Origin of the sequence: Bacillus sp. PAMC28571 (genome assembly GCF_014250435.1) — a bacterium.
Taxonomy (GTDB): domain Bacteria; phylum Bacillota; class Bacilli; order Bacillales; family Bacillaceae; genus Bacillus; species Bacillus safensis.
Genome location: NZ_CP060191.1, coordinates 2,361,770 through 2,387,151, shown reverse-complemented (window position 1 = coordinate 2,387,151; position 25,382 = coordinate 2,361,770). Strand labels below are relative to the sequence as shown.

24 protein-coding genes are annotated in these 25,382 nt (G+C 41.7%); 17 read left to right on the top strand and 7 right to left on the bottom strand.

Annotated features, from left to right (window positions below; genetic code table 11):
• Positions 1–85 precede the first annotated feature (85 nt).
• The 3 genes from H7F25_RS12015 to H7F25_RS12005 form a co-directional block, all read right to left on the bottom strand.
• A complete protein-coding gene (locus H7F25_RS12015; protein WP_024424816.1) occupies positions 86–1,141 on the bottom strand; it encodes a Delta(5) desaturase DesA in 1,056 nt (351 codons plus the stop codon).
• Between the two features lie 190 nt (positions 1,142–1,331).
• A complete protein-coding gene (locus H7F25_RS12010; RefSeq protein WP_185853761.1) occupies positions 1,332–2,774 on the bottom strand; it encodes a DEAD/DEAH box helicase in 1,443 nt (480 codons plus the stop codon).
• 113 nt (positions 2,775–2,887) lie between these two features.
• Positions 2,888–3,691, bottom strand: a complete 804-nt coding sequence (locus tag H7F25_RS12005; RefSeq protein ID WP_024424814.1) for an NAD kinase — start codon at positions 3,689–3,691, stop codon at positions 2,888–2,890.
• A 446-nt stretch (positions 3,692–4,137) separates the two neighbouring features.
• On the opposite strand from H7F25_RS12005, the gene sppA reads away from it, so the two are divergent.
• From sppA to H7F25_RS11935, 14 genes are all read left to right on the top strand, one after another.
• Complete coding sequence (gene sppA / locus H7F25_RS12000) at positions 4,138–5,139, top strand: signal peptide peptidase SppA (protein WP_024424813.1); 1,002 nt, start codon at positions 4,138–4,140, stop codon at positions 5,137–5,139.
• A gap of 14 nt (positions 5,140–5,153) precedes the next feature.
• Entirely contained in the window at positions 5,154–5,678 is a 525-nt protein-coding gene (locus tag H7F25_RS11995) for an RDD family protein (RefSeq protein ID WP_024424812.1), read from the top strand.
• Between the two features lie 98 nt (positions 5,679–5,776).
• Complete coding sequence (locus H7F25_RS11990) at positions 5,777–6,484, top strand: DUF2953 domain-containing protein (RefSeq protein WP_185853760.1); 708 nt, start codon at positions 5,777–5,779, stop codon at positions 6,482–6,484.
• A 14-nt stretch (positions 6,485–6,498) separates the two neighbouring features.
• The gene (gene ytfJ, locus H7F25_RS11985; RefSeq protein WP_007501733.1) at positions 6,499–6,951 is read left to right on the top strand and encodes a GerW family sporulation protein; all 453 of its coding nucleotides are present in this window, start codon (positions 6,499–6,501) and stop codon (positions 6,949–6,951) included.
• A 112-nt stretch (positions 6,952–7,063) separates the two neighbouring features.
• Positions 7,064–7,564: a thiol peroxidase gene (gene tpx, locus H7F25_RS11980; protein ID WP_024424810.1), complete on the top strand. Its 501-nt coding sequence runs from the start codon at positions 7,064–7,066 to the stop codon at positions 7,562–7,564.
• Between the two features lie 88 nt (positions 7,565–7,652).
• Complete coding sequence (locus H7F25_RS11975; RefSeq protein WP_185853759.1) at positions 7,653–8,627, top strand: class I SAM-dependent methyltransferase; 975 nt, start codon at positions 7,653–7,655, stop codon at positions 8,625–8,627.
• 412 nt (positions 8,628–9,039) lie between these two features.
• A complete protein-coding gene (locus H7F25_RS11970; protein ID WP_024424808.1) occupies positions 9,040–10,224 on the top strand; it encodes an acetate kinase in 1,185 nt (394 codons plus the stop codon).
• Positions 10,225–10,329: 105 nt separating this feature from the next.
• A complete protein-coding gene (locus tag H7F25_RS11965; protein WP_024426150.1) occupies positions 10,330–10,845 on the top strand; it encodes a MogA/MoaB family molybdenum cofactor biosynthesis protein in 516 nt (171 codons plus the stop codon).
• Between the two features lie 172 nt (positions 10,846–11,017).
• Positions 11,018–12,229 carry an argininosuccinate synthase gene (locus H7F25_RS11960; RefSeq protein WP_024424806.1) on the top strand — a complete coding sequence of 404 codons (1,212 nt, stop codon included), beginning with the start codon at positions 11,018–11,020 and terminating at the stop codon, positions 12,227–12,229.
• Positions 12,226–13,599, top strand: a complete 1,374-nt coding sequence (gene argH / locus H7F25_RS11955) for an argininosuccinate lyase (RefSeq protein ID WP_034624205.1) — start codon at positions 12,226–12,228, stop codon at positions 13,597–13,599. The genes H7F25_RS11960 and argH overlap by 4 nt, the downstream gene beginning before the upstream one ends.
• Before the next feature lie 118 nt (positions 13,600–13,717).
• Positions 13,718–14,623 carry an aminoglycoside phosphotransferase family protein gene (locus tag H7F25_RS11950; RefSeq protein WP_172881097.1) on the top strand — a complete coding sequence of 302 codons (906 nt, stop codon included), beginning with the start codon at positions 13,718–13,720 and terminating at the stop codon, positions 14,621–14,623.
• 95 nt (positions 14,624–14,718) lie between these two features.
• Positions 14,719–15,474 (top strand): SDR family oxidoreductase, encoded by a 756-nt coding sequence (locus H7F25_RS11945; RefSeq protein ID WP_034624202.1) that lies wholly within the window; start codon positions 14,719–14,721, stop codon positions 15,472–15,474.
• 65 nt (positions 15,475–15,539) lie between these two features.
• Positions 15,540–16,223, top strand: a complete 684-nt coding sequence (locus H7F25_RS11940) for a metal-dependent hydrolase (protein WP_025092262.1) — start codon at positions 15,540–15,542, stop codon at positions 16,221–16,223.
• Between the two features lie 152 nt (positions 16,224–16,375).
• Positions 16,376–17,698 (top strand): CBS domain-containing protein, encoded by a 1,323-nt coding sequence (locus H7F25_RS11935; protein ID WP_034279630.1) that lies wholly within the window; start codon positions 16,376–16,378, stop codon positions 17,696–17,698.
• A gap of 37 nt (positions 17,699–17,735) precedes the next feature.
• On the opposite strand, the gene H7F25_RS11930 is transcribed toward H7F25_RS11935, so the two are convergent.
• A complete protein-coding gene (locus tag H7F25_RS11930) occupies positions 17,736–18,038 on the bottom strand; it encodes a YtpI family protein (protein WP_003216665.1) in 303 nt (100 codons plus the stop codon).
• A gap of 147 nt (positions 18,039–18,185) precedes the next feature.
• Here H7F25_RS11930 and H7F25_RS11925 point away from each other — a divergent pair, with 147 nt between their 5' ends.
• Positions 18,186–19,127 carry a DHH family phosphoesterase gene (locus H7F25_RS11925; protein WP_185853758.1) on the top strand — a complete coding sequence of 314 codons (942 nt, stop codon included), beginning with the start codon at positions 18,186–18,188 and terminating at the stop codon, positions 19,125–19,127.
• Between the two features lie 51 nt (positions 19,128–19,178).
• Here the strand turns inward: H7F25_RS11925 and H7F25_RS11920 are convergent, their stop codons facing one another.
• From H7F25_RS11920 to H7F25_RS11910, 3 genes are all read right to left on the bottom strand, one after another.
• Positions 19,179–19,364, bottom strand: coding sequence for a YtzJ family protein (locus H7F25_RS11920; RefSeq protein WP_003216400.1), 186 nt, complete (start codon positions 19,362–19,364; stop codon positions 19,179–19,181).
• Between the two features lie 108 nt (positions 19,365–19,472).
• On the bottom strand, positions 19,473–19,976 hold the full coding sequence (gene ytrI / locus H7F25_RS11915) for a sporulation membrane protein YtrI (protein WP_003216226.1): 504 nt from the start codon (positions 19,974–19,976) through the stop codon (positions 19,473–19,475).
• A complete protein-coding gene (locus H7F25_RS11910; RefSeq protein WP_024424798.1) occupies positions 19,973–20,314 on the bottom strand; it encodes a sporulation membrane protein YtrH in 342 nt (113 codons plus the stop codon). Before H7F25_RS11910 ends, ytrI begins: the two co-directional genes overlap by 4 nt.
• A 137-nt stretch (positions 20,315–20,451) precedes the next feature.
• Here H7F25_RS11910 and dnaE point away from each other — a divergent pair, with 137 nt between their 5' ends.
• Together dnaE and H7F25_RS11900 are read left to right on the top strand one after the other, a co-directional pair.
• Positions 20,452–23,787: a DNA polymerase III subunit alpha gene (dnaE, locus tag H7F25_RS11905; RefSeq protein ID WP_185853757.1), complete on the top strand. Its 3,336-nt coding sequence runs from the start codon at positions 20,452–20,454 to the stop codon at positions 23,785–23,787.
• A gap of 141 nt (positions 23,788–23,928) precedes the next feature.
• Positions 23,929–25,161: an NADP-dependent malic enzyme gene (locus tag H7F25_RS11900; protein WP_025092260.1), complete on the top strand. Its 1,233-nt coding sequence runs from the start codon at positions 23,929–23,931 to the stop codon at positions 25,159–25,161.
• Positions 25,162–25,382 lie beyond the last annotated feature (221 nt).

Below are 25,382 nucleotides of genomic sequence, written 5' to 3'. Positions count from 1 at the left end.
TTCCTTACTTTATCAAATTCAGCCTATTGGTGCATCCTGTAAATGACAACAAGCCCCTTCTCGTGTAAGAAAGAGCCTGCGCCGATTATGCATTTTTCTTGAGAATGTCTCCTTTGATAACTGGAACGTTCATCTTCTTAGATTGCCGTGCTTCTCTAAACGTCACAAATGCTTTCGTTTCCTCATCCCACAGTCTAAATTTCATCGACTCAAGGCTTGTTTTCAACGTGATGGTCGGGACATTTTGCAGCGGTTCACTTTGGTCATGGGCATGCTCTAAAAGATAATTCGGTACTCTTGGGCTTAAATGATGGACATGATGGTAGCCGATATTACCAGTTAACCATTGAAGAAGCTTTGGCAATTTGTAAAAGGAGCTTCCTTCAACAGCTGCCTGCACATAGTTCCAATGTTCATCTGCTTCAAAATAAGAGTCCTCAAACGTATGCTGTACATAAAACAACCATACACCGATAGATCCTGAGATCAGGAAGATCGGACCTTGAACAAGCAGGAATTCCTGCCAGCCAAAAAGAAGACATGTTGCGGCTGCTAACGCAATGATGCTCACGTTTGTGAAATACGTGTTCCAACGCTCTTTTTTACGAGCATTTTTGACGTTGAAACGGTTTTTTAAGAGAAAGACAAAGATCGGTCCTAAAATAAACATCACAAAAGGGTTACGATAAAATCTGTAGCGAAATTTCGTCCATGCTGATGCTTCTTGATATTCTTTGACTGTTAGGAGCCAAATGTCGCCAGTACCTCGTTTGTCTAAATTACTGCTTGTGGCATGGTGAATGGAATGATCTCGTTGCCATTGAAGATAAGGGAAAAGGGTGAGTACGCCCGTTAAAAAACCGAACAGGTGATTCAGCGGCTTCTGTTTAAAAAAGGATTGATGGCAGCAGTCGTGAAAAATAATAAAGACACGTACTAAAAACCCAGCTGCAATAACCGCAAAAAAGAGGGTTAAAAGGTAGGAGATATTCAGGCTATAATAGGCAAGAAACCAAAGCCCTAAAAATGGAATGAATGTATTAAAGAGTTGAATGATACTTTTTTTCGAATCAGCACCAGAGAATTGACCCACTTGTTTTCTTAAAGTAGCTTGCTGCTGTGTGTTTGTTGAAGTCGTCATGAACGTTCAAGTCCTTTCCGTTTCTTTCTACTTCAAAGTATAGAAGGAAAGGTGTCATGCTCATAGTAGCACCCATCATGTATTCAATATGACATTTGTCATGTTTGTCATCAAAAAGGCTGATGGAATACGGTTTTGAGCTTATTTCAATATAAATAAAAAAAGTAAAGGCGCTGGGCCTTCACTTTTTTTATGAACGTGCTTCATGTACTTTTAACTGCTTGCCTTTAATGGTTGTGTGGCGCATGGCATTCAGCACAAGAGGGCCTTTGCCGTTTAAAATATCTACATATGTTTTTGTGTCTTGAATCGTAATAATCCCAATGTCATCGAATGCAACGCCTTCTATTTTGGCAATGGTCCCAACGAAATCAACAGCCCGCAGCTTCTTTTTCTTTCCGCCGTTAAAATAAAGCTTCATAATATCCTTCTCAACGCCTGCCTGTTTATTTTCCTTTTGAATAGGCGTTTCAATTTTCTCTTCGAAGCTTTCTACATGCTCCTCTGCTTCTTCCTTTGTCGGATAAGGCTGAGTTTGAAAGTCTATGCCGGCATCCTGCTTTAATTCATCAATGAGCGGTTTTGCATTCTTTGTCATAAACGCAATCGTTTTCCCGCTTTTTCCCGCTCTGCCTGTTCTGCCAGTCCGGTGAATATAGCGCTCTTTTTCATAAGGGAGATCATAATGAATGACATGTGTCATATCACTGACATCAATTCCCCGGGCTGCTATATCTGTTGCGATCAGATAACGGAATTCACCTTTTTTAAATTCATCCATCACATCAAAGCGGTCTTCCTGTCTCATGCCGCCATGAATTTTGTCACAGGGCACATCCCATTCGTCCAGCTTCAGTGTGAGTTCATTCACTCTGTCTTGTGTATTACAGAAAATAATGCAGCTATCTGGATTTTCAATGACGATCGTACGCTGAAGAAGGGAGAATTTCGATTCTTCTTCCGTTTCAATGACGGTGTGGGTGATTTGCTGTACAGACGTTTCTTCACGAGCAATCTCAATGACTTTTGGTGATTGTAAAAACTGTTCGCTCAATTTTTTCATATCATCAGACATTGTCGCTGAAAACAGCATCGACATGCGCTTTGGCGGCAGATACTGAATAATAGAAGAGACTTGATCGATAAATCCCATGTTCAGCATCTCATCCGCTTCATCTAACACGAAAAATTTGAGATTTTCTAAAGAAAGGGTGCCTTTCTCAAGGTGATCCAAAATGCGGCCTGGTGTCCCGCACACAATATGGTTTTTCTGTGAAAGCTCTACTTTCTGCGCTTGAAAAGAGGCTTTTCCATAAATGGCTGCGGCTTTGATTCGTTTGAACCGCCCAAGGCTTGTGAGGTCTTGTTTGACCTGCATGGCGAGTTCTCGTGTCGGAACGAGGATGAGGGCTTGAGGTTTATTTTCAGCCCAATCAACCATTTCACAAATCGGCAGACCATAGGCTGCAGTCTTGCCGCTGCCAGTCTGAGATTTGACGATTAAATCCTGCTTTGAAAAAGCAACGGATAATGTCTCGTGCTGAACGGGTGTAGGTGTATGGAAGTGAAGCGCTTCTAACGCTTGTTTCAATTCATCACTTAATGGATATTGATCAAAATGTTGTAATGTCATCGTGTTCTCCTTTTCGTACATTCATACTTGTGACATCATACCATAACCATGGCCGTGAATGAAAAGACATAAAAAAAGCCCCGTAAAGGAGCTTTCAGCGTGCAGACAAATTCTCAAAGGAATCTGCGTTTTACTTTTTCCCAGTAAGAGTTGTCTTTTAATTTCACCGTTTTAATGACTTTTCCTGAAAGGCCAATGTCAATTTGTTTGACGTGTTTTGTGCCGAGCGCTTCGTTATCAAGCCCGATAATTGGATGATCGTTTCCATCCTGCACTACCTTCAGCGTCAGCTTGCGGTCACTGCTCAAGATGAAAGGAGCGCCTAATGTACGGTACGAGTTGTTATTCAGCGATGCAAGCTCTGTGACTTGCATACAAGGAAGCATCGGATCAACCACGGCGCCGCTCACGGATTTATTGTAAGCCGTTGAACCAGTCGGAGTGGAAATAATCATGCCGTCGCCTCTAAATGTTTCAAAGTGGAAATCATCTATATACACATCGATCACAAATGTTTTAATAATGCTGGAGCGGATCGACAGTTCATTTAAGCAATGGAACTGGTTTGTGCTGTCAACGCTTACATCGATGATCGGATATTTTCTCACTTCAAGCTGTTCAGTGTTCATGGCATCAATCATTTTATCAAAATGCTCTAATGAGAAATCGCAGTATAAGTGCGTATTTTCTGATTTTGATACCCCTACATACAAGCAGTCATCCCGGAAGTTTGTTTTACGTACTGCTTGAAGAAATGTGCCATCCCCGCCAATTGAAGCAATAATATGGGCATCCTCTGCACGCTTGACGACGTGAAAGCCCTGATCGGTAGCGAGCTTCTCGAGAGAAGAAATGTGTCCATCCAATTCATGATCTTTTTTGTAAAAGAAAAATACATTGCGACGATTGTCTGTCATTGACGTTCTCCCCTTTGCTGTCAAAAATAATTTTCAATGATAAAGGGCTTACATGAAAACCCTTGCTCACATTTTACACTTTTTTCATATGAAAGTAAAAACTTTAGAAAGAACCACCTGATGATCGGATTGCCTTTATGAGAAATGAGTCGATGTGAGTGATTTGAAATGGCTGAATCCTGAGCATAATTGAATAGCCGTTTTCTTATGAAAGAATGGTTTAGGTGTTTCGTTGCGGTGAAGATCTAGCCTATTAGGTGCAGGGAGAGGATAAAAAAGCCAATTTTTCGTCATGCGCATATCTACGTAGACGATGTAAAGTTGATCGTTATTTAAGAGAGGTGCTATCATATGCCTACATGAAATGTAAAAAAACCACAATTCCTGTGAAACATTTCATGTGGGCATTCGTATGAATGAAGTGAGAAAAAAAGGAGGAGAAAAAGATGAATGCGAAAAGATGGGTAGCGCTAATTATTGCACTTGGTGTTTTCGGATTTTCAATTGTGATTAGTGTCACGATGGCCTTGTTCGATAGCTTCAATGACAATAAAATGAGCTATCAATTCGGGGATGAAATAGAAGAGAAGGTACTAGAGAATGGCAGCGGTGCAGGCAAGATTGCTGTTCTTGAGATTAATGGAACCATTCAAGATAATGGCGGTGCATCGAGCCTATTAGGCGGAGAAGGTTATGATCATCGTGCATTCCTCAAGGAACTAGATAAAGCGAAAGAGGATGCTTCTGTAAAAGGTGTACTTCTGCGCGTAAACTCTCCTGGCGGCGGTGTCTATGAAAGTGCTGAAATACATAAAAAATTAGAAGAAGTGAAAAAAGCGAAGAAGCCGATTTACGTATCTATGGGTTCAATGGCAGCTTCTGGCGGCTACTACGTGTCAACTCCAGCGAAGAAAATCTTTGCTTCACCTGAAACATTAACAGGGTCGTTAGGGGTCATCATGCAAAGCTTGAATTATTCTAAGCTCGCAGATAATCTAGGTATTAAATATGAAACGATTAAGAGCGGGAAATTCAAAGATATCATGTCTCCGAACCGTGATATGACAAAAGATGAGCGCAACATCATGCAAAGCATGGTCGATAACTCTTATGAAGGATTTGTCAAAGTAATCTCGGAAGGACGCGGCATGTCAAAACAGGAAGTCAAGAAAATTGCCGACGGCCGGGTATATGACGGGACACAGGCAAAATCGAACGGATTAGTCGATGAGCTTGGGTATTATGAAGATGCATTAAAAGCGATGAAGAAAAATGAAAAAGGCTTAAAAGGAGCAACAGTGGTCAGCTATTCTCAAAGCTTTGGCTGGAACTCTCTCTTCAACATGAGTGCAAGCAAGCTCTTTAAAAGCGAAATTGATTTTCTGAATTTAAAAGAAACACTGGCGGGCTCAAATGGGTCTAAACCGATGTATCTCTATTCAAAATAAAGGAGGGATCATAGATGGATTCTACATTCGATGAAGTAAGCGAAAGCCGCAGCCAAGAGGAAGAATCGAAGCCGGCCTTTGTGAAGCGCGCTTCAATTGAAGCACAGGCGTTTGCAGGTTTTTGGATTAGATTTTGGGCATTTATTCTTGATTGGCTCGTCGTCTGGGGTGTAAACCATTTGACGGTTTCTCCAATCTTTAGTCTGTTTGGCTGGTCCAAAGGAGGGGGATGGTTTTCTCCATTTTCCGTCACAACGACGATTGTATTCCTCCTTTATTTCGCCATCATGACGAAAATCTTTCAACAAACACTTGGCAAGATGGTGTTTGGAATTAAAGTGGTCTCACTTCAGCCTGAGAAGAAGCTGGCATGGGATGTTATTTTCTTTAGAGAGATTGTGGGACGCTACATTAATACGATCTTTATTCTCTATGCTATCGTTGGGTTCTCACCGAAAAAGCAAGGGGTTCATGATTACTTTGCCGATACGGTGGTCGTTCATGAACATTTATATGAAAAAACAGAATCAAACGTATAATCTGAGGAGTTTGGCCGGGTACCGGTCAAACTCTTTTTTGTTGATTGGGTATAAAATCCAGAATGAGAGCCATAATCGTAGGGGAAGCATCATTTGTTATGGAGGAAGTGAGCACAGTGCTTTACGTTTGGATCGCAGCGTTTTTGCTTCTTGTGATCTTGTTGATTTTCATGAAAGTAACCATTTCGCTGGACTATTCGCATACAAACGACAATGACCACATTGCACTGAAGGTCATCACCTTATATGGATTGGTCAGACTCAAAAAAGATATTCCGATGGTGAGGGTCAATCCAGAAGATCAAACGATTGATATTCGTGAAAAGAAAATGGAGAGCGCTAAAACGCCTGATCACGAAAAAGAATCGATGCATAAAAAAGTGGGAAAACGTGATATGAAGCAAATTATTCATCAAATGGAGCGCATCACAAAAGAGGTTGTCGATTTAAACCGGATCATGCGCAAATTCTTCATTCACATAAGAATTGTCTCGTTTCACTGGTCGACATGGATCGGCTTTCATGACGCCGCTTTAACAGGTGTAGCAGCCGGCGGTGTGTGGTCAGTGAAAGGAGCACTGCTTGCCTTTATGCAGGAGCATCTCACCTTTAAGCATAAACCGGTATATGAAGTCATTCCAGCCTTTCAGCACAACGTGTCACAGACTCAGTTTACATGTATAGCTTATTTTCGTATTGGACATGCTATGCTTGCAGCCATTCGTTTACTTGTCCATTGGTTAAAAGGGAGAAAGGCGAGAAAAAGTGCCTCTCTTCAAGCAACGAAGAATGAATCATCTGTTTAAGGAGGAACCCGAAAATGGCAGATCATCCAATCCAAGGTCTCATGAAGACAGCGATGGAAAACTTAAAAGAAATGATAGATGTGAATACAATCATCGGCGATCCAGTCGAAACCCCTGACGGCAGTGTCATCCTCACTGTGTCAAAGGTTGGTTTTGGATTTGCAGCCGGCGGCAGTGAATTTAACGGGAACCAAAAGAAAGAAAAACGTTCTGATGAACAGGAACGAAAAGAACCGAGACTCCCATTTGGCGGCGGAAGCGGCGGCGGGGTGTCGATTACACCAATCGCCTTCTTAATTGTAGGAACAAACGGAGTTCGAATGCTTCATTTGGATGAACACACACATCTGCTCGATAAAATATTGGATTCTGCTCCTCAAGCAATTGAACGTCTTCAGCACATGTTTAAGAAGGATGAGCGGGAGCACCGTCACAAAGAACGAAAACTAGATGACATAGACCTTTAAAAAGTTAGCTGCGTTGCAGTTAACTTTTTTTGCAAAATGGACGATTAGGCTTTGCAGTTTTTTGCTTTCTCTACTATGATAGAACCATACATTTGAAAAGGGAGGAATTGTTTTGGCATCGATCACATTTAAAGGAAGTCCTGTCACGCTTGTAGGAAATGAAGTAAAAGTAGGCGAGCAGGCTCCTGATTTTACGGTATTAACGAACTCACTTGGAGAAGTTTCACTTTCTGATTTAGCAGGAAAAGTGACGATCATCTCAGTGATTCCTTCTATTGATACAGGTGTGTGTGACGCACAAACAAGACGTTTCAATGAAGAGGCAGCCGGTTTAGGTCCGGTCAATATTTATACGATTAGTGCAGACCTTCCATTTGCACAAGCACGCTGGTGCGGAGCAAACGGAATTGAAAATGTCGAAACATTATCTGATCACAGAGATATGTCATTTGGTGAAGCATTCGGAGTGTATATGAAAGAATTGCGTTTATTGGCGCGCGCAGTCTTCGTATTAGACCCTAACGGAAAAGTGGTTTACACTGAATACGTAAGTGAAGCAACGAATCACCCAAATTATGAAAAAGCCATTGAAGCTGCAAAATCACTGTTATAAAAGCAGCATCGACAAGAGCTCCGGCTTCATCCTGGGGCTCTTTTCAATGAGAACATATAGCTTTTAACAAAGCGAGGAGAGAAAAGCATTGCAGAAAGATCAAGTAAGTACTATTTTTGAACTGCTCGATACAGCTTCTATTCGATTAAAAAAGGAACAGGGCATTTCCTATATTGAAGCATTGGCAGAAGCAGGAGAAGCCTTTTTCCAAGCAAATGATCGAAACGGTTTATTAAAGGATTTAATAGAAAAAGCAGATTTTGCTTCTTATGATCATGAGCAGATTCGTAAAGCGTTTCAGCTCGCCGTATTGAAAGGTCAAAAGGATATTTCTCATCCAAATCGCCAGATGACACCAGATACGATTGGACTGTTTGTCAGCTATTTGGTGAATAAATTTTTAGACGGTCAAAAAGAGCTTGTAGTCTTTGATCCAGCAGTGGGAACAGGAAACTTACTTCTTGCTGTTTTAAATAATCTCACTGCAGAAACAAAACGCGGCTTTGCGTCTGAAATTGATGATGTGCTCATTAAAATTGCTTGGGCGCAGGCGAATTTAGAGGAGAAAGAAGTCGAGCTTTTCCACCAGGACAGTCTTGAACTGCTTCTGATCTCACCGGCAGATGTCACTGTATGCAGTCTCCCAGTGGGCTATTATCCAAATGATGAGCGTGCAGCAGACTTTGAACTAAAGGCAAAAGAAGGACATGCCTTTGCCCATTATTTATTCATTGAACAAAGCCTTCGCTACACAAAAGAAGGCGGCTTCTTATTCTTCATCATTCCAAATGATTTATTTGAAGGAAAAGAGAGCGTACAATTAAAGGATTTCATCAAAGATCATGCGTATATGAATGCGTTAATTCAGCTGCCAGTGTCCATGTTTAAGGATAAAAAACACGCCAAAAGCTTATTTGTGATGCAAAAGAAAAAAGAAGGGCTGAAAGCACCAAAACGAATGCTGTTTGCCAATCTTCCATCTTTCTCACAGAAGGAAGCAATGGTCGGTGTGATGAGAAAATTAGACCAGTGGTTTATAGAAGAAAAAGAAACGAAAGAATAGCCAGAGTGATTTCTGGCTATTTCAGCGTGTAGACAAACCCTCGCATTCGCCCGCAGGTCTGCGCTCCGGTGCTCACGAATCCCAAATTCGCTCTGCTCCGATGCTCGCCCTTCCTAGAGCTGCAAAGGTTTTCTATCACGCTGAAAAGAAAACAAAGAGCTAAAATAAAAATCATTTTATCTCTTTGTCAATAATCTGGATATTTTACTATTCAGAAAATAACGACTTATTGATGTAAGCGATAACAGTTTGAAGGTGCACTTGAAATGCAAAGTTTTCAATGTTTAAATGAAAAAGTCAGATATTTTTCGGACTTATCGTTAAACTATAAAAGACCCGTCAAACAGGTTGAATATAGCACCGGAAAAAACGTGAAACCTTATATAACAACTGAGTAAAAGGAGCGACAGTAATGTCCAAAATTATTGCAATCAACGCAGGAAGCTCATCTCTTAAATTCCAATTGTTCGACATGCCAGAAGAAACCGTTTTAACAAAAGGGCTTGTTGAAAGAATCGGAATGGACAACAGTATCTTCACGATTTCTGTAGATGGAGAAAAGAAAACAGAAGTGACAGATATTCCAGATCACGCAGTAGCGGTCAAAATGCTGCTTGAAAAACTAACTGAATTTCACATCATCAAAGACTTTAATGAAATTGATGGCGTAGGACACCGCGTTGTTCACGGCGGAGAGAAATTCAGCGATTCTGTTCTTTTAACTGATGAAGTGATCAATGACATTGATCAGCTTTCAGAGCTTGCACCACTTCACAACCCTGCAAACGTTGTAGGAATCAAAGCATTCAAACAAATTCTGCCGGACGTACCAGCGGTTGCTGTGTTCGATACAGCATTCCACCAAACTATGCCAGAGCAGTCTTACCTATACAGCCTTCCGTACGACTACTACAAAAACTTTGGTATTCGTAAATACGGATTCCACGGGACAAGCCACAAGTTCGTTACAGAGCGTGCAGCAGAGCTATTAGGCCGTCCGCTAGAAGAGCTTCGTCTGATTTCTTGTCACCTTGGAAATGGTGCGAGTATTGCAGCAGTTGAAGGCGGAAAATCAATCGATACATCTATGGGCTTTACACCACTTGCAGGTGTTGCAATGGGTACACGTTCTGGTAACATTGACCCTGCCCTTATTCCATTTATTATGGAAAAAACAGGACATACTGCTGAAGAAGTGCTTTCTACTTTGAATAAGAAGAGTGGTCTTTTAGGTGTGTCTGGTCTGTCAAGTGACCTTCGTGATATCGAAGAAGCAACAGAAGAAGGAAACGACCGTGCAGAAGTTGCTCTTGATATTTTTGCGAGCCGTATTCATAAATATATCGGTTCTTATGCAGCAAGAATGAATGGCGTAGATGCGATCATCTTCACAGCTGGAATCGGTGAAAACAGTTCAGAAGTAAGAGCACGTGTACTTCGTGGTCTAGAATTCATGGGCGTTTACTGGGATCCTTCTTTAAACAACATGAGAGGCGAAGAAGCATTCATCAGCTACCCGCACTCTCCTGTAAAAGTGATTGTCATCCCTACAAACGAAGAAGTAATGATTGCAAGAGACGTAATGCGTTTAGCGTAATCAAGTTTGAAAAGCTCTTTTCCAATAAGGAAAAGAGCTTTTTTCTGTTGAAAGCAGCATGCTATAATGTTGTCCAATATGAAGCAAAAGGGAGCGGTGCGAAAGATGAGCGTGACAGAACATAAACGTGAGGCGAAAGAAAGGCTTTATGTGAAAGTCATTACGGTCAGTGATACAAGAACGAAAGATACAGATAAAAGCGGCCGTCTGATGATTGATTTGCTCAAAGAACAGGGACATCTTGTTCTTGCATACGATATTGTAAAAGATGATATAGGATCGATTCAAGACGCTGTGCTGGAAGGAACAAGCGAACCGAAAATAGATGCCGTCTTGTTAAATGGCGGAACAGGGATTGCCGCAAGGGATGTGACCATTGAAGCGATCACTCCTCTTTTTTCCAAGGAACTGCCTGGCTTTGGTGAAATCTTCCGCATGCTCAGTTATACAGAAGACATAGGTTCAGCTGCTATTTTATCCAGGGCAACGGCAGGGGTCGTCAATCAAAAGGCTGTCTTTGCCACGCCGGGATCTACCGGAGCCGTTCGTTTAGCCATGACCAAACTCGTGATTCCAGAGCTTCCTCATGTCTTACGAGAGCTTGAAAAGGATCAAAAATAGCCCAAAATGACTCTGCCAAGAAAATTTGGCAGAGTTTTTTTCATAAAGGGGTTGAAAAAACAATTTTTCCTTGTTACAGTGTATACATACTAAATGCATGTTTATAAATTAAAACTTATTTTTATGCAAAAACATTCACAGAATCAAAACAAGCGAGAGGAGCTTTTCAATCATGTCACAAAATAAAAAAGTCGTATTAGCATATTCCGGAGGTCTTGATACCTCTGTTGCAGTTAAATGGTTACAAGAGCAAGGATACGAAGTCGTTGCTTGCTGCCTGGACGTAGGTGAAGGAAAAGATTTAGCATTCGTTCAACAAAAAGCACTTCAAGTCGGAGCTGTTCAATCATACATGATTGACGCAAAAGAAGAATTTGCTGAAGAGTTTGCACTCACTGCATTACAAGCACACACAATGTATGAAGGAAAATATCCACTAGTATCTGCACTATCCCGTCCGCTTATTGCAAAAAAATTAGTGGAAGTAGCAGAAAAAGAAAATGCAGTAGCAGTTGCTCATGGATGTACTGGAAAAGGGAACGACCAAGTTCGTTTTGAAGTATCCATTAAAGCATTGAATCCAGACCTAGAAGTTCTTGCACCAGTGCGTGAATGGAAATGGTCTCGTGATGAAGAAATCGATTATGCACAAAAACACGGTATTCCAATTCCGATTAATTTAGACAGCCCATATTCAATCGACCAAAACCTTTGGGGCAGAAGTAACGAATGTGGCATTTTAGAAGATCCTTGGGCTGCGCCGCCAGAAGGTGCATACGATCTGACAAATCCACTTGAAAAAACGCCTGACACACCTGAAATCATTGAAATCACGTTTGAAAAAGGAAAACCGACAGCCATTGACGGTATCCAGTATTCATTATCTGATCTCATCCTTCATTTAAATGAAGTCGCTGGACAGCATGGTGTTGGCAGAATCGATCACGTTGAAAACCGTCTTGTCGGCATCAAATCTCGTGAAGTGTACGAATGCCCAGGTGCTGTCACACTTCTAAAAGCGCATAAAGAGCTTGAAGACTTAACGCTAGTCAAAGAAGTCGCTCACTTTAAACCAATCGTTGAACAAAAAATGGCTGAATTAATATACAACGGCTTATGGTTCTCACCGCTTAAAGAAGCACTAGATGCATTCTTACAAGAAACACAGCAGAACGTAACAGGTGTTGTACGTGTGAAACTATTTAAAGGTCATGCCATTGTAGAAGGACGTAAATCACCATATTCACTTTATGATGAAAATCTAGCCACTTATACAAAAGCAGATGAATTCGATCATGATGCAGCTGTAGGATTTATTAATCTTTGGGGCTTACCGACAAAAGTAAACAGCATCGTGAATAAAAAGGAGCAGGTTAAAGCATGAAAAAGCTTTGGGGAGGCCGATTTCAAAAAACACCAGAAAAATGGGTCGATGAGTTTGGCGCGTCCATTCATTTCGACAAACAATTAGTCAAAGAAGATCTGACCGGCTCCCTTGCTCATGCAAGTATGCTGAATAAATGCGGTATCCTCGGTGATGAGGAGGCCGCTGCCATCAAAGACGGACTAAATACGCTCATGAAAAAGGCAGAGGCGGATGAACTGGAATTCTCAGTCGATTATGAGGACATTCATTTAAACCTTGAGAAAATGCTCATTGATGAGATTGGTCCGCTTGGCGGCAAATTGCACACAGCGAGAAGCCGGAATGATCAGGTCGCAACTGATATGCACTTGTATTTGAATAACCAAGTAGAGCATATCATTGAACTGATCTCTTCCTTTCAAACGGTGCTTGTAGAAAAGGCAGAACAGCACGTTGAAACGATTTTTCCAGGATATACGCACCTGCAGCGTGCACAGCCTATTTCGTTTGCCCATCATATGCTCGCCTATTTCTGGATGCTTGAGCGTGACAAAGCGCGTTTCCAAGATTCATTAAAGCGAATTAACGTGTCTCCACTTGGATGCGGAGCGTTAGCAGGAACGACATTCCCGATTGATCGTGAATATACAGCAGAGCAGCTTGGCTTTGACCACATTTACGAAAACAGCCTCGATGGTGTGAGTGACCGGGACTTCATTTTAGAGTTTTTGTCTAATAGCAGTCTTGTGATGATGCACCTCTCACGTTTTTGTGAGGAAATCATTTTATGGTGCTCGCAAGAATTCAAATTCATTGAACTTGATGATACGTATGCAACAGGCAGCAGCATGATGCCGCAGAAGAAAAACCCGGATATGGCTGAATTAATCCGCGGGAAAACAGGCCGTGTGTATGGCAACCTGATGGGGCTTCTCACGATTATGAAAGGCTTGCCGCTTACGTATAACAAAGATCTGCAAGAAGATAAAGAAGGTATGTTTGATACAGTGAAAACCATCGCTGGCAGCCTGCAAATCTTCACAGGCATGATTCAAACGATGACAGTGAACGAAGATGTCATGAAAAAGGCAACAAAAGAAGATTTCTCAAATGCGACAGAAGTGGCTGACTACCTTGCGAAAAAAGGCATGCCATTCCGTGAAGCACACGAAATCGTTGGAAAGCTTGTGTATACATGTATTCAAAAAGGCATCTATCTAAGTGATCTTTCTTTTGAAACATTCACAGAAGCAAGCGATCTTTTTGAACAAGACATTTACACTGTTCTTGATCCATATGTTGCGGTTGAAAAAAGAACAAGTGCAGGCGGAACTGGATTCAAACAAATTCAGCTCGCTTTAGAAAAAGCAAAAGCCTGCCTGGCATAACTTATCATAACCATTCGTTTATACGGATGGTTTTTTTGTCATGGAAAAAGGAGATTGATGATCATTGGAGAAATGAAAGCATACCTGCGTCAAGCAGAAGAGGGAGTGACAGCAGATCATGAAGAAAACGCTTGAGGCTTTGTTTCATCAACCAATCGTATCAGTGAAAACGTTAGGAGAACAATATGACGGACGGGCTAATGATGTGTGGCTGATCTCCTTACAAGATAAAACGGAATATGTAGTCAAATCTCCTAAAACTGCAAGAGAAGAAAGTGAATTTGTTTCTGGGATCAAATTGATCTATGGAGTAGATGACCGTACTGTAGAAGAGCATATCGATCAAATCAATCAAAAGCTGTCTCATACGAATTCCTTTCATATTCCAAAAGTTGTTCGTAAAGTGAAGAAGGCAGGGAGACATTTTTATGTAATGGAAAAAGTAGAAGGAACACCTTGTACATCTTTTGAGGGACGTTCATCAGACTTTTATAAGGATTATGGGAGGAAACTAGCACATCTTCATTCATATCGTACTGACTTTTTTGGTGCAGTCTACGGAGCTGAAAAGAAGCATTTGAGAGAATTCCATGCTGTGTTAAAAAAGGCTGTATTCAAACTCATAGGCCGCTATTACGCTGATCAGCATGAATTTCACTGTTATGCAGAAATTGTGCTGCAAAAGATGGAAAAGCTAAAGCCCCCTGATTCAGCAAGTCTCATTTTAATTGATTTAGATCCGTCTCAATATATTGAAAAAGATGATCAAGTGACGAGTTTAGTTGATACAGAATATGTCGTATATGGACCAGCTGCGTTTGATTTTATTGCATTGGAATACCTTTTGACGAAAGAAGCTGCCCGCAATGTTCAATTGGGCTATGAAGAGATTTGCCCGCTTCCTCGTGATCTTCATGAGGTGAGAGAGTGCTATCGTTTTGTTTCTCTGCTGCTCGATATCCATGGCTCATGGGATTTGAAAAAGTGGATGAATCACCCTATACTGTTTGACTCATATCGATAAAGGGTTCATAAGTGCGCCAGATGCCGGTTTATAGTAAAGTAAAGATAACAAAAGAAACACGTGAACTTGCAACCTTTGCTTTAGGAGGAGATTGTGTGCGACACGCATTAATAACAGCGGGTTCTAAAGGACTTGGCCGGAAAGTTACCGAGTCTTTACTAAATATGGGGTATTCTGTGACAGTGAATTATCGAAGTGATGATGAAGCTGTCCGGCAGATGAAAGAAGAATTACACCAGTACGAAGATAAGCTTCAATTTGTCCAAGGTGATGTGACAAAAAAAGAAGATTTAAAAAACATGGTAGAGCTGGCAGCAGAGCGATTTGGACGGATTGATGCCTTGATTAACAATGCCGGTCCTTATATTTTTGAACGAAAAAAACTGGCGGATTACTCTGAAGATGAATGGTATCAAATGATAGAAGGCAACCTATCAGCAGTATTCCATTTGTTCCGAATGGTTATCCCAACGATGAGAAAACAAGGCTTTGGCCGCATTATCACTTATGGCTTCCAAGGTGCAGACCATGCGCCAGGCTGGATGCACAGATCTGCCTTTGGAGCGGCAAAAGTGGGCCTTGCGTCATTGACGAAAACCATTGCGATTGAAGAAGCCGAAAATGGCATCACTGCTAATATGGTTTGTCCAGGCAAAATCGTTGGAGACATGAAAGAATCGACAATAGAGAAAGCCCGTCAAATCAAAGACGATGAAACGCCGATAGGCAGGTCTGGCACTGGAGAGGATATAGGGCGTATCATCTCATTTCTATGTGATGACCGTTCAGATCTCATTACAGGGACCGTCATTGAAGCAACAGGTGGTCTTAACGTGATTCACAGGCATTAAGTTTTTCAGCTTTTTATAGAGGGAATAAATGATATGAGATCAAAATTGAAAGGTGGATATACTACATGAAAGCTACATATCATGGACATTCAGTTGTACACATTGAAACAAACGGATATCATATTTGGATTGACCCATTTTTAAATGGAAATAAGCACACAGAGATCAAACCGCAAGATGTGAAAGCGGATGTCATTTTACTGACACATGGACATGGAGATCACCTTGGTGACACCATTGAAATTGCTAAAAATAATGACGCTCTCGTCGTTGCGCCAAATGAGCTTGCCGTTTATTTAAGCTGGCAAGGGGTGAAAACGCACCCGCTTCATATCGGGGGCGGACGTGAGTTTGAATTTGGTAAAGTGAAGCTCACGCAAGCGTTTCATGGTTCAGCTGTCATTGATGAAGAAACGAAAACAATTACGTATACAGGGATGCCATCCGGTATTTTATTTACCGCAGAGGGCAAAACAATTTATCATGCTGGAGACACTGCACTCTTTTCAGATATGAAACTGATTGGTGAGCTGAATCATATTGAGCTCGCATTCCTTCCAATTGGGGATAACTTCACAATGGGACCAGAGGATGCAAGAATCGCAGCAGAATGGCTGCGTGCAAAACAGGTCGTTCCGATTCACTACAGCACATTCCCGCCAATTGAACAGGATCCGCATGCGTTTGCAGACAGTCTGCATGGCGGCGTCGGTCATGTGTTAAACAGCGGGGAATCAATCGACATTTAATCCTCATATGAAAAAAGCTGGCACACAAATGCCGGCTTTTTTTATTTGCCTTCATTCATCTGCCGAAAGAAAAGACAAATTGCTATTAAAAGCCTCCTGCCCTTATAATGAAACATAGATGAAAACGCTGAAAACAAAAAGGGTGAACGGGATTGGCGACAAAGCATGAGCAAATTTTATCTTATATTGATTCATTAGATGTCGGAGAGAAAATTTCTGTCCGGCGCATAGCGAAAGAAATGAAAGTGAGCGAAGGTACCGCTTACCGGGCCATCAAAGATGCTGAAAATAAAGGATTCGTCAGTACCATTGAACGAGTCGGCACCATTCGAATTGAACAAAAGAAAAAAGAAAATATTGAAAAACTCACATATGCAGAAGTGGTCAATGTTATTGATGGTCAGGTCCTTGGAGGACGCGCCGGCTTACATAAAACGTTAAATAAATTTGTTATCGGAGCGATGGAGCTGGACGCAATGATGCGCTATACGGCTGCTGGCAACCTGCTCATCGTCGGAAACCGGATCAATGCCCATAGGCAGGCATTAGAGGCAGGGGCGGCTGTGCTGGTCACAGGCGGATTCTCCACAGATGATGAAATCATTCAGCTCGCAGATGAGCTGGAGCTGCCGATTTTATCGACAAGCTACGATACATTTACCGTAGCGGCTCTCATTAACAGAGCCATTTATGACCAATTAATTAAAAAAGAAATTGTGCTTGTAGAAGATATTTTAACGCCGATTGAACGCACCGTGTATTTATCACCAGAGGATAAGCTTGAAAAATGGTATGAAAAGAATTATGAAACTGGACACGGCCGTTTCCCGGTCGCAGATGATCAAATGAAGATTCACGGAATCCTCACCTCAAAGGATATTGCGGGGCATGACCGCTCCACACCGATTGAAAAAGTGATGACGAAAAATCCGCTGACGGTCATTGGCAAAACATCTGTCGCCTCAGCTGCACAAATGATGGTGTGGGAAGGCATTGAGGTGCTGCCAGTTGTGGATGATCATGCGAAGCTAATCGGTATGATCAGCCGTCAGGATGTGCTCAAGGCGCTCCAAATGATTCAAAAGCAGCCGCAGGTCGGAGAAAAGCTGGATGATGTTGTCTCAAGAGGATTTAAAGAAACCGATACAGAGAAACCAAAAGCGGATGCGGTTTATCAATACGAGGTTACCCCGCAAATGACGAACCAGCTTGGAAACATTTCATATGGGGTGTTCACACAAATTTTAATCGAATCTGCCAACCGCTTCTTAAAATCTCATAAAAAGGGCGAACTGATCGTCGAGAGTCTCTCTGTCTATTTCTTAAAACCGGTCCAAATGGAATCCACCATCCAGATTAAGCCGAATATTTTAGAAGTAGGACGCAAGTTTGGAAAGCTGGAAGTGGAGGTTTATCACCAATCGAATATCGTAGGCAAAGCGATGCTGATGGTGCAGCTGATGGAAAGAGGATAATGATAAAAAGGGCGAACTCATGTCGCCCCTTTCCTTATTACGCGTGATCTTTTTCGCCTTCCTTTAAAAAGAGCGGAAGATAATGCTTGTAGGCTTTATACCCAGCCCATGTACTGCCGATACCAACAGCAACAAAAATAAATCCGATGACAAATGCGAGTGACGAGCGGTTTAAAAATAATTGATTCACACCGAAGAGCAGGACAAAGCAGCCAAGGGCCATACTGGATTTCGCCGACCAGAATTTTTTCTCGACTGGCCGGTTCGTACGGACATTTTTTGCTTTGTAGTATAAATAAAACATGGCAGAACAAATAATAAACACAATCAAAACAAGCATGTGCCAAGCCTCCATTGTAAGTGGTTACAACCCTATTTTAAACGTAAATAGGCTTGCTTACTAGAATAAATTGTCTATTCCTCACTTTTCCGTCACGATAGATTATGATTTAATAATAAAAAGAGTATCGCATGAGAAGGAGTTTTTATGAAAAAAGAACTGATTAGAACCATATCATTATATGACACCATCATCATCCATAGACATGTAAGACCAGATCCTGATGCGTATGGATCGCAGTGCGGCCTTACGGAAATCTTGCGTGCCACCTATCCAGAAAAAAATATTTATGCGACAGGAACGCCTGAGCCATCCCTTTCATTTTTATATGAACTCGATGAGGTACCAGACGATCTGTATAAAGGGGCCCTTGTCATTGTCTGTGACACGGCCAATCAAGCAAGAATCGATGATCAGCGCTATTTAATGGGCGATAAGCTAATGAAAATCGACCATCACCCGAATGAAGATCCTTATGGTGATTTGCTTTGGGTGGATACAGAGGCAAGCTCTGTGAGCGAGATGATTTATGAATTGTACTTAGAGGGGAAAGAAGAAGGATATCAGCTGAATACAAAGGCAGCTGAATTGATCTATGCCGGCATTGTAGGAGACACAGGCCGCTTCCTTTTCCCAAATACAACGAAAAAGACACTCAAATATGCAGGGGAACTTATCGAATATCCATTTTCATCTTCAGATCTTTTCAATCAATTGTATGAGACAGATTTGAATGTCGTGAAATTAAATGGCTATATTTTTCAACATATTACTTTGTCAGAGAACGGGGTTGCATCTGTTTTCATTAAGCGCGAAATTTTGGAATCGTTCCAAACAACAGCGCAGCAGGCCTCACAGCTTGTTGGGACACTAGGAAATATTGCAGGCATTAAGGCATGGGTCTTTTTTGTGGAAGAAAACGATCAGATTCGTGTGAGATTCCGCTCTAAAGGCGTCGTCATTAACACCATTGCGAAAAAATATCATGGAGGCGGCCACCCGCTTGCAGCCGGTGCGTCCATTTATGATTGGGCCGTAGCAGATGAGATTTTGCGTGATTTAGAGGAAGTATGTAAAGCATCATCATAAGAGAGGAGGGATATAAAGTCCCTTCTCTCTTTTTTGTCATGGAGAAAAGGGTTACTTGCATACAGGGATAAACCAGCAGCCGATGTCTGTTGAATCTTCATAGGCTTGGAGATTTTGATGCTTTAATTCTTTTTTAATTAAATGAGCCATCATTTCTGTCTCAGCATAAGCACACATGCCGTCTTTGATCCGGCTTGCTTTGTCTCGTGCCATTTGACGATAGCTGTAAACCTCCATTGTCCTCACCTCTTTCTATTTAAGATCTCGTTCTACTTTTAGTGTATAAAAATGAAGCGTGAAAAGAAATCATTGAGGGCAGAAATTCATAAAAATTCCACAACCTCTTTATTCAGCAAATGAAATACGTACTTCAAGTGAAAGCTTCGTATAAATTGTCAGCTCTGTCACTTTCGCGCGATATGCCTTTTCCCGAATGGTATATTCTTTATTTTCCACTGTCCGTTTTAGTAATTCCTTTGTTTTATAGACACTTTCAATATCTTTTGTAATGACTTCTGAGATATCCTCCTTGACCTGATCTTCAAACTTTAGCGTATCTGGCTCTGGGATTTTATATTGCTCACGATTCACGAGATGAACATCTACGCTTTGGATCAGCAGCCGCTTCTTATTATCCTCATTTAACTTATGCAAATCTTCCCGATAGAGTGTGATTTGTTCTTTCAGACTGTCCATATGATGCTGCTGGCTTCTCAGCAGTGTCACTTGCTTTTCCTGAAAGGTTCCGTATGTAAAGAGAAAAATAAGCCAGCTTACAATCGCACCAAACATCATTCCTGCAAAAAAACGCTGCCAGCCTGGGCGTTTATACAGCTCCGGCACCCTCATGATGACACATGCTCCTGGGTGAGCCACGTAATAATGAGATACCCCGTTTGTGCACCGCCCATGGCAGAGATAATTAATAAAATCTGCTTGAAAATATCACGCGTGTTTCCTTCAAAAATGCCTCGTTCAAAGCTATAAACAGCATCAAATGTTCCGCCAATAGCGGCGACAAGCGCCCAAATCTTTAAACGGTTGGCAAGACTAGTAATAATGGATAAAGGCGGCTGACCAGATAAATACGCACCAACACCGCCTATGATAGCACCACCCAAGATGACCCCTAGGGCGATAAAATAACAGCTGATAAAATTCGGAATAAAAGCTTCCTTCACATCCATTTTGTCCACCTCACTCTATTCAATATATGGCGTGTTCTGGACAAGTATGAACGGACAGAAAAGAAAGAACATTTGTTTCTCATCGCATCGCGTTTTATAATGAAAGAATGACTTTAGACGAAAGGAGTGGATTAAGCATGTCTTATGTTCATCTTCAGGTCCACAGTGGATACAGCTTGTTAAGCAGTGCAGCTAAAGTAAAGGAGCTTGTGCTGAAAGCAAAAGAACTTGGCTGCAAGGCGCTCGCTCTTACCGATGACCATGTGATGTATGGCACGGTTGAATTTTATAAGGAATGTAAAAAACATGGCATCAAGCCGGTTATCGGTTTAACAGCTTCTGTCTTCATAGATGAACAAGAGACAGAGGCTTATCCCTTGGTACTCCTTGCAAAAAACAATGAAGGCTATCAAAACCTAATCAAAATCAGCAGTGTGCTGAAATCAAAATCAAAAGCTGGATTGAAAGAGAAATGGCTCAAAAGCTATCACCGCGGGCTCATTGCCATCACACCAGGCGCATCTGGGTATATTGAAACGCTTTTGCAGCATGATCAGTTAGAAGAAGCGCGTGAAGCCGCTAAACAATTGAAGCATATATTCGGCGAGGGACATGTGTATATCTCACTTCAGCCATTTCAGCAGGACGAATCGCTCGCCGGCAAACTGCGGGACGTCTCACAAAGTACAGACATTCCTCTTGTTGCGACGGGTGATGTTCACTATATCAATCGAGAAGACAAAATGGCTTATACGTGCTTAAAAGCGATCAAAGCAGGTAAGCAGCTTTCAGAGATAGAGGAAGACCGAGGAGAAAAGCATTTCAGATCCTTTGAAGAAATGTTGGAATGGTATAGAGATGATCAAGAGCTGCTGACAAGAACGGTGGAGATTGCAAACCGCTGTGAAGTTGATTTAAATCTTGGGCAGACAAAACTCCCATCTTACCCGACTCCTGATCAATCAACAGCAGATCAGTTTTTACGCAGAGTGTGCGCAGAAGGGATGAAGCAAAGAAAGCTTGCTTCAAATGACATGTATGTCAAAAGGCTTGAATATGAGCTGAGCATTATCCAAAAAATGAATTTCAGTGATTATTTTCTCATTGTGTGGGATTTTATGAAATATGCGCATGACAAAGGAATTGTCACAGGCCCTGGGCGGGGATCAGCAGCGGGTTCACTTGTTGCATATGTTCTGTTTATTACGGATGTCGATCCGATCCGTCACGGTCTTTTATTTGAGCGCTTCTTAAATCCAGAGCGGATCAGCATGCCAGATATTGATATTGATTTCCCCGACACGAGAAGAGATGAAATCATTTCTTATGTAAAAGACAAATACGGAGATATGCATGTGGCGCAAATTGTCACGTTTGGAACACTGGCAGCAAAAGCTGCTTTAAGGGATGTTGGTCGTGTGATGGGAATTGATTCAAAGGCAGCGGACCGTCTTGCCAAGCTGATTCCATCAAAGCCAGGAACGACGCTGAAAGAAGCGGTGACTGCATCTTCTGAATTAAAAACGATGCTTCAGCAATCCGATGAGCTTCGAAAGGTCTTCCAAACTGCTTTAAAAGTAGAAGGCTTGCCAAGACACACCTCGACACATGCAGCTGGCGTTGTGCTGAGCGAGGAGCCGCTGACAGAGGTCGTTCCAATTCAAGACGGCCATGAAGGTGTGTATTTAACGCAGTATGCCATGAATTATTTAGAAGATCTTGGACTTCTAAAGATGGATTTCTTAGGGCTCAGAAACTTAACATTAATTGAATCCATTAAAAACCAGATTGAAAGACAGGAAAACGTCCACATTAACTTTAGTGACATTTCATATGAGGATCAAAAAACGTTTGAATTGTTATCCGCGGGCGATACAACTGGAATATTCCAGCTTGAATCACAGGGAATGCGTCAGGTGCTGAGGCGCCTGAAGCCGTCTAGTTTAGAAGATATCGTGGCGGTCAATGCTCTCTATCGTCCAGGTCCAATGGAAAATATCCCGCTTTTTATCGACCGAAAGCATGGCAGAGTCAAAGTCTCCTATCCTCATCCTGATTTGTATGACATATTAAAGGATACATATGGGGTCATCGTCTATCAGGAGCAGATCATGCTGATTGCAGCGAAAATGGCTGGATTTCAGCTGGGCGAGGCAGATCTATTAAGAAGAGCTGTTTCAAAGAAGGATAAAAAGGTCCTGGATGAAGAGCGAAGCCATTTTGTTGAAGGATGCCTAAAAAAGGAGTATCCTGTTAACATTGCAAATGACGTTTATGACTTAATCGTCAAATTTGCAAACTATGGTTTTAATAGAAGCCATGCTGTTGCATATAGCATGATTGGCTTTCAGCTTGCTTATTTAAAAGCGCATTATCCGTTATATTTTATGTGCGGTCTTTTAACGAGTGTAATTGGAAATGAAGACAAAATTGCTCAATATTTCTATGAGGCGAAGGAAAAAGGGATATCTGTGTTGAAGCCTTCTATTAATAAGAGTGAGTTTCCATTTACGGTTGAAAAAGGGGAGATCCGCTACAGCTTAAGAGCGATTAAAAATGTCGGAGTGTCAGCTGTAAAGGATATATACAGAGCAAGACAGGAAAAGCCGTTTGAAGATTTATTTGATTTTTGCGCAAGAGTATCACCAAAGAGTGTCAACCGAAAAACGATTGAAGCGCTCATTTTTTCAGGGGCGATGGATGAATTTTATCCCAATCGTGCTTCGTTATTAGCATCGATAGATATTGCGTTAGACCACGTGTCATTTTTAAATCCAGAGGATCAGCTGGACTTTCTTGGGGATACAACCTTCTCCATTAAGCCAAAATATGCGGAGATAGAAGAAATGCCGCTTGTTGATCTCCTGCAATTTGAAAAAGAGGCACTCGGGTTATATTTATCAAATCATCCAGTACAAGCGTACCGAGACCGCTTAAGAGAGAATGGTGCAGTGGAAATCATCAGACTTTCTTCCTATATTAAGCGTAAAATCTCAATGGGTGGTCTTTTGACAAAAGTGAAATCGATTCGGACAAAAAATGGACAATCGATGGCATTTGTTACATTTGGGGATGAAACGGGAGAAATGGAAGGCGTCGTCTTTCCAGAGCAATTTAGAAAGCTGTCCCCCTTACTTGAGGAGGGCAACATGCTTTATGTTGAAGGCAGAGTAGAGGTCAGAAATGACAGCAGTCAAATCATCGTGCAAGAAGCTGCTTTGCTGGAAGAGATGGACGTAAAAAGAAAAGAGTCTGTCTACATTCGTGTGAAAGAAGAGAATCATACGCAGGAGCTGCTAGAGCAAGTAAAACGAATCCTTTCGATGCACAGCGGAGAAGCAGATGTCTATTTGTATTATGAGAAGCAAAAAAAGACGATGAGACTTCCAGATGCATACAAAGTTCATGCAGATCATGCTGTGATTTTCCAGTTAAAAGAGCTGCTCGGTGAACAAAATGTTGTGATTAAATGATGACAAATCGCCTAAATATGTTTTACAAATTCACCTATTGTGTTATCATTTTAAAGATTCTGTGTATTTAAAACTGCCAGTATGTGCTTATCAATTTAGCAAATCATTAAATCATTTTCCACTTGAAGGAGTGTTCATCACATGTCATTAAGAGAAGAAGCATTACATATGCACAAAGAGAATCAAGGCAAACTCGAATCAAAATCAAAAGTACAAGTGAAAAATGCGAAAGACTTGAGCTTGGCTTATTCACCTGGTGTTGCAGAACCATGTAAAGATATTTATGACGACACAAGCAAAGTGTATGATTATACAATGAAAGGCAATATGGTCGCTGTTGTCACAGACGGAAGCGCTGTTTTAGGACTTGGAAATATCGGTGCAGAAGCATCTCTTCCAGTAATGGAAGGGAAAGCTGTATTATTCAAAAGTTTTGCAGGCGTAGATGCCTTCCCAATCGCGCTTGCAACGAACGATGTAGACAAAATCGTTGAAACAGTGAAGCTTCTTGAGCCGACTTTTGGCGGTGTGAACCTTGAAGATATTGCAGCTCCTAACTGCTTTATCATCGAAGAGCGCTTGAAAAAAGAGACAAACATTCCAGTTTTCCACGATGATCAGCACGGAACAGCGATTGTGACAGTAGCAGGACTTGTGAATGCACTGAAGCTATCTGGAAAATCCATGTCTTCAATTAAAGTAGTGGCAAACGGCGCCGGAGCAGCAGGAATTGCGATTATCAAGCTTCTTTATCATTTCGGTGTACGTGATATCATTATGTGTGATACGAAAGGTGCTATTTACGAAGGCCGCCCGAACGGTATGAATGCAGTGAAAAACGAAGTAGCTAAATTCACGAACCAAGACCGTAAAGAAGGTTCATTAGAAGAGGTCATTGAAGGCGCAGATGTCTTTATCGGGGTTTCTGTGGCAGGCGCTTTAACAAAAGAAATGGTTGGAAAAATGGCAAAAGATCCTGTCATCTTTGCTATGGCTAATCCAAATCCAGAGATCATGCCAGAAGATGCACATGCAGCAGGAGCAAGTGTTGTAGGAACTGGCCGTTCTGACTTCCCGAACCAAGTGAACAACGTACTGGCATTCCCAGGAATTTTCCGCGGAGCATTAGATGTACGTGCAACTCACATTAACGAAGAAATGAAAATCGCAGCTGTTGAAGCGATTGCGTCTCTTGTTTCAGATGAAGAATTGTCAGCTGAATATGTCATCCCTGCACCATTTGATGCACGCGTAGCACCAGCGGTAGCAAAAGCGGTGGCAAAAGCAGCAATGGAAACTGGCGTTGCAAGAATCAAGGTCGACCCAGAAGCTGTCGCTGAAAAAACAAGAAAATTAACGATTATCGGCGAATAATCAACTGGAAAAGTGTGCACGTTCTTTCTGAAACTGGAGAAAAACGTGCACCATTTCCTCTCTTACGCGAAAATTTTTTCATCCGGAATGAGATTTTTTTGTAGACGTTCACAATTCAAACATATCAACTGCTCAGCGCCCCAAACACATACTCATTTCTCATCAATTCCCCACTGAAAAAATTGAATGAAGGATGACAGCGTTTGACAAAAAAAGTACAA

Bases quoted from the DNA above. Each gene is read 5' to 3' on its own strand.
- H7F25_RS12015 (WP_024424816.1), bottom strand. From the start codon at position 1,141: ATGACGACTTCAACAAACACACAGCAGCAAGCTACTTTAAGAAAACAA.
- H7F25_RS12010 (WP_185853761.1), bottom strand. From the start codon at position 2,774: ATGACATTACAACATTTTGATCAATATCCATTAAGTGATGAATTGAAA.
- H7F25_RS12005 (WP_024424814.1), bottom strand. From the start codon at position 3,691: ATGACAGACAATCGTCGCAATGTATTTTTCTTTTACAAAAAAGATCAT.
- sppA (WP_024424813.1), top strand. From the start codon at position 4,138: ATGAATGCGAAAAGATGGGTAGCGCTAATTATTGCACTTGGTGTTTTC.
- H7F25_RS11995 (WP_024424812.1), top strand. From the start codon at position 5,154: ATGGATTCTACATTCGATGAAGTAAGCGAAAGCCGCAGCCAAGAGGAA.
- H7F25_RS11990 (WP_185853760.1), top strand. From the start codon at position 5,777: ATGGAGGAAGTGAGCACAGTGCTTTACGTTTGGATCGCAGCGTTTTTG.
- ytfJ (WP_007501733.1), top strand. From the start codon at position 6,499: ATGGCAGATCATCCAATCCAAGGTCTCATGAAGACAGCGATGGAAAAC.
- H7F25_RS11970 (WP_024424808.1), top strand. From the start codon at position 9,040: ATGTCCAAAATTATTGCAATCAACGCAGGAAGCTCATCTCTTAAATTC.
- H7F25_RS11965 (WP_024426150.1), top strand. From the start codon at position 10,330: ATGAGCGTGACAGAACATAAACGTGAGGCGAAAGAAAGGCTTTATGTG.
- H7F25_RS11960 (WP_024424806.1), top strand. From the start codon at position 11,018: ATGTCACAAAATAAAAAAGTCGTATTAGCATATTCCGGAGGTCTTGAT.
- argH (WP_034624205.1), top strand. From the start codon at position 12,226: ATGAAAAAGCTTTGGGGAGGCCGATTTCAAAAAACACCAGAAAAATGG.
- H7F25_RS11950 (WP_172881097.1), top strand. From the start codon at position 13,718: ATGAAGAAAACGCTTGAGGCTTTGTTTCATCAACCAATCGTATCAGTG.
- H7F25_RS11940 (WP_025092262.1), top strand. From the start codon at position 15,540: ATGAAAGCTACATATCATGGACATTCAGTTGTACACATTGAAACAAAC.
- H7F25_RS11930 (WP_003216665.1), bottom strand. From the start codon at position 18,038: ATGCTTGTTTTGATTGTGTTTATTATTTGTTCTGCCATGTTTTATTTA.
- H7F25_RS11925 (WP_185853758.1), top strand. From the start codon at position 18,186: ATGAAAAAAGAACTGATTAGAACCATATCATTATATGACACCATCATC.
- H7F25_RS11920 (WP_003216400.1), bottom strand. From the start codon at position 19,364: ATGGAGGTTTACAGCTATCGTCAAATGGCACGAGACAAAGCAAGCCGG.
- ytrI (WP_003216226.1), bottom strand. From the start codon at position 19,976: ATGAGGGTGCCGGAGCTGTATAAACGCCCAGGCTGGCAGCGTTTTTTT.
- H7F25_RS11910 (WP_024424798.1), bottom strand. From the start codon at position 20,314: ATGGATGTGAAGGAAGCTTTTATTCCGAATTTTATCAGCTGTTATTTT.
- dnaE (WP_185853757.1), top strand. From the start codon at position 20,452: ATGTCTTATGTTCATCTTCAGGTCCACAGTGGATACAGCTTGTTAAGC.
- H7F25_RS11900 (WP_025092260.1), top strand. From the start codon at position 23,929: ATGTCATTAAGAGAAGAAGCATTACATATGCACAAAGAGAATCAAGGC.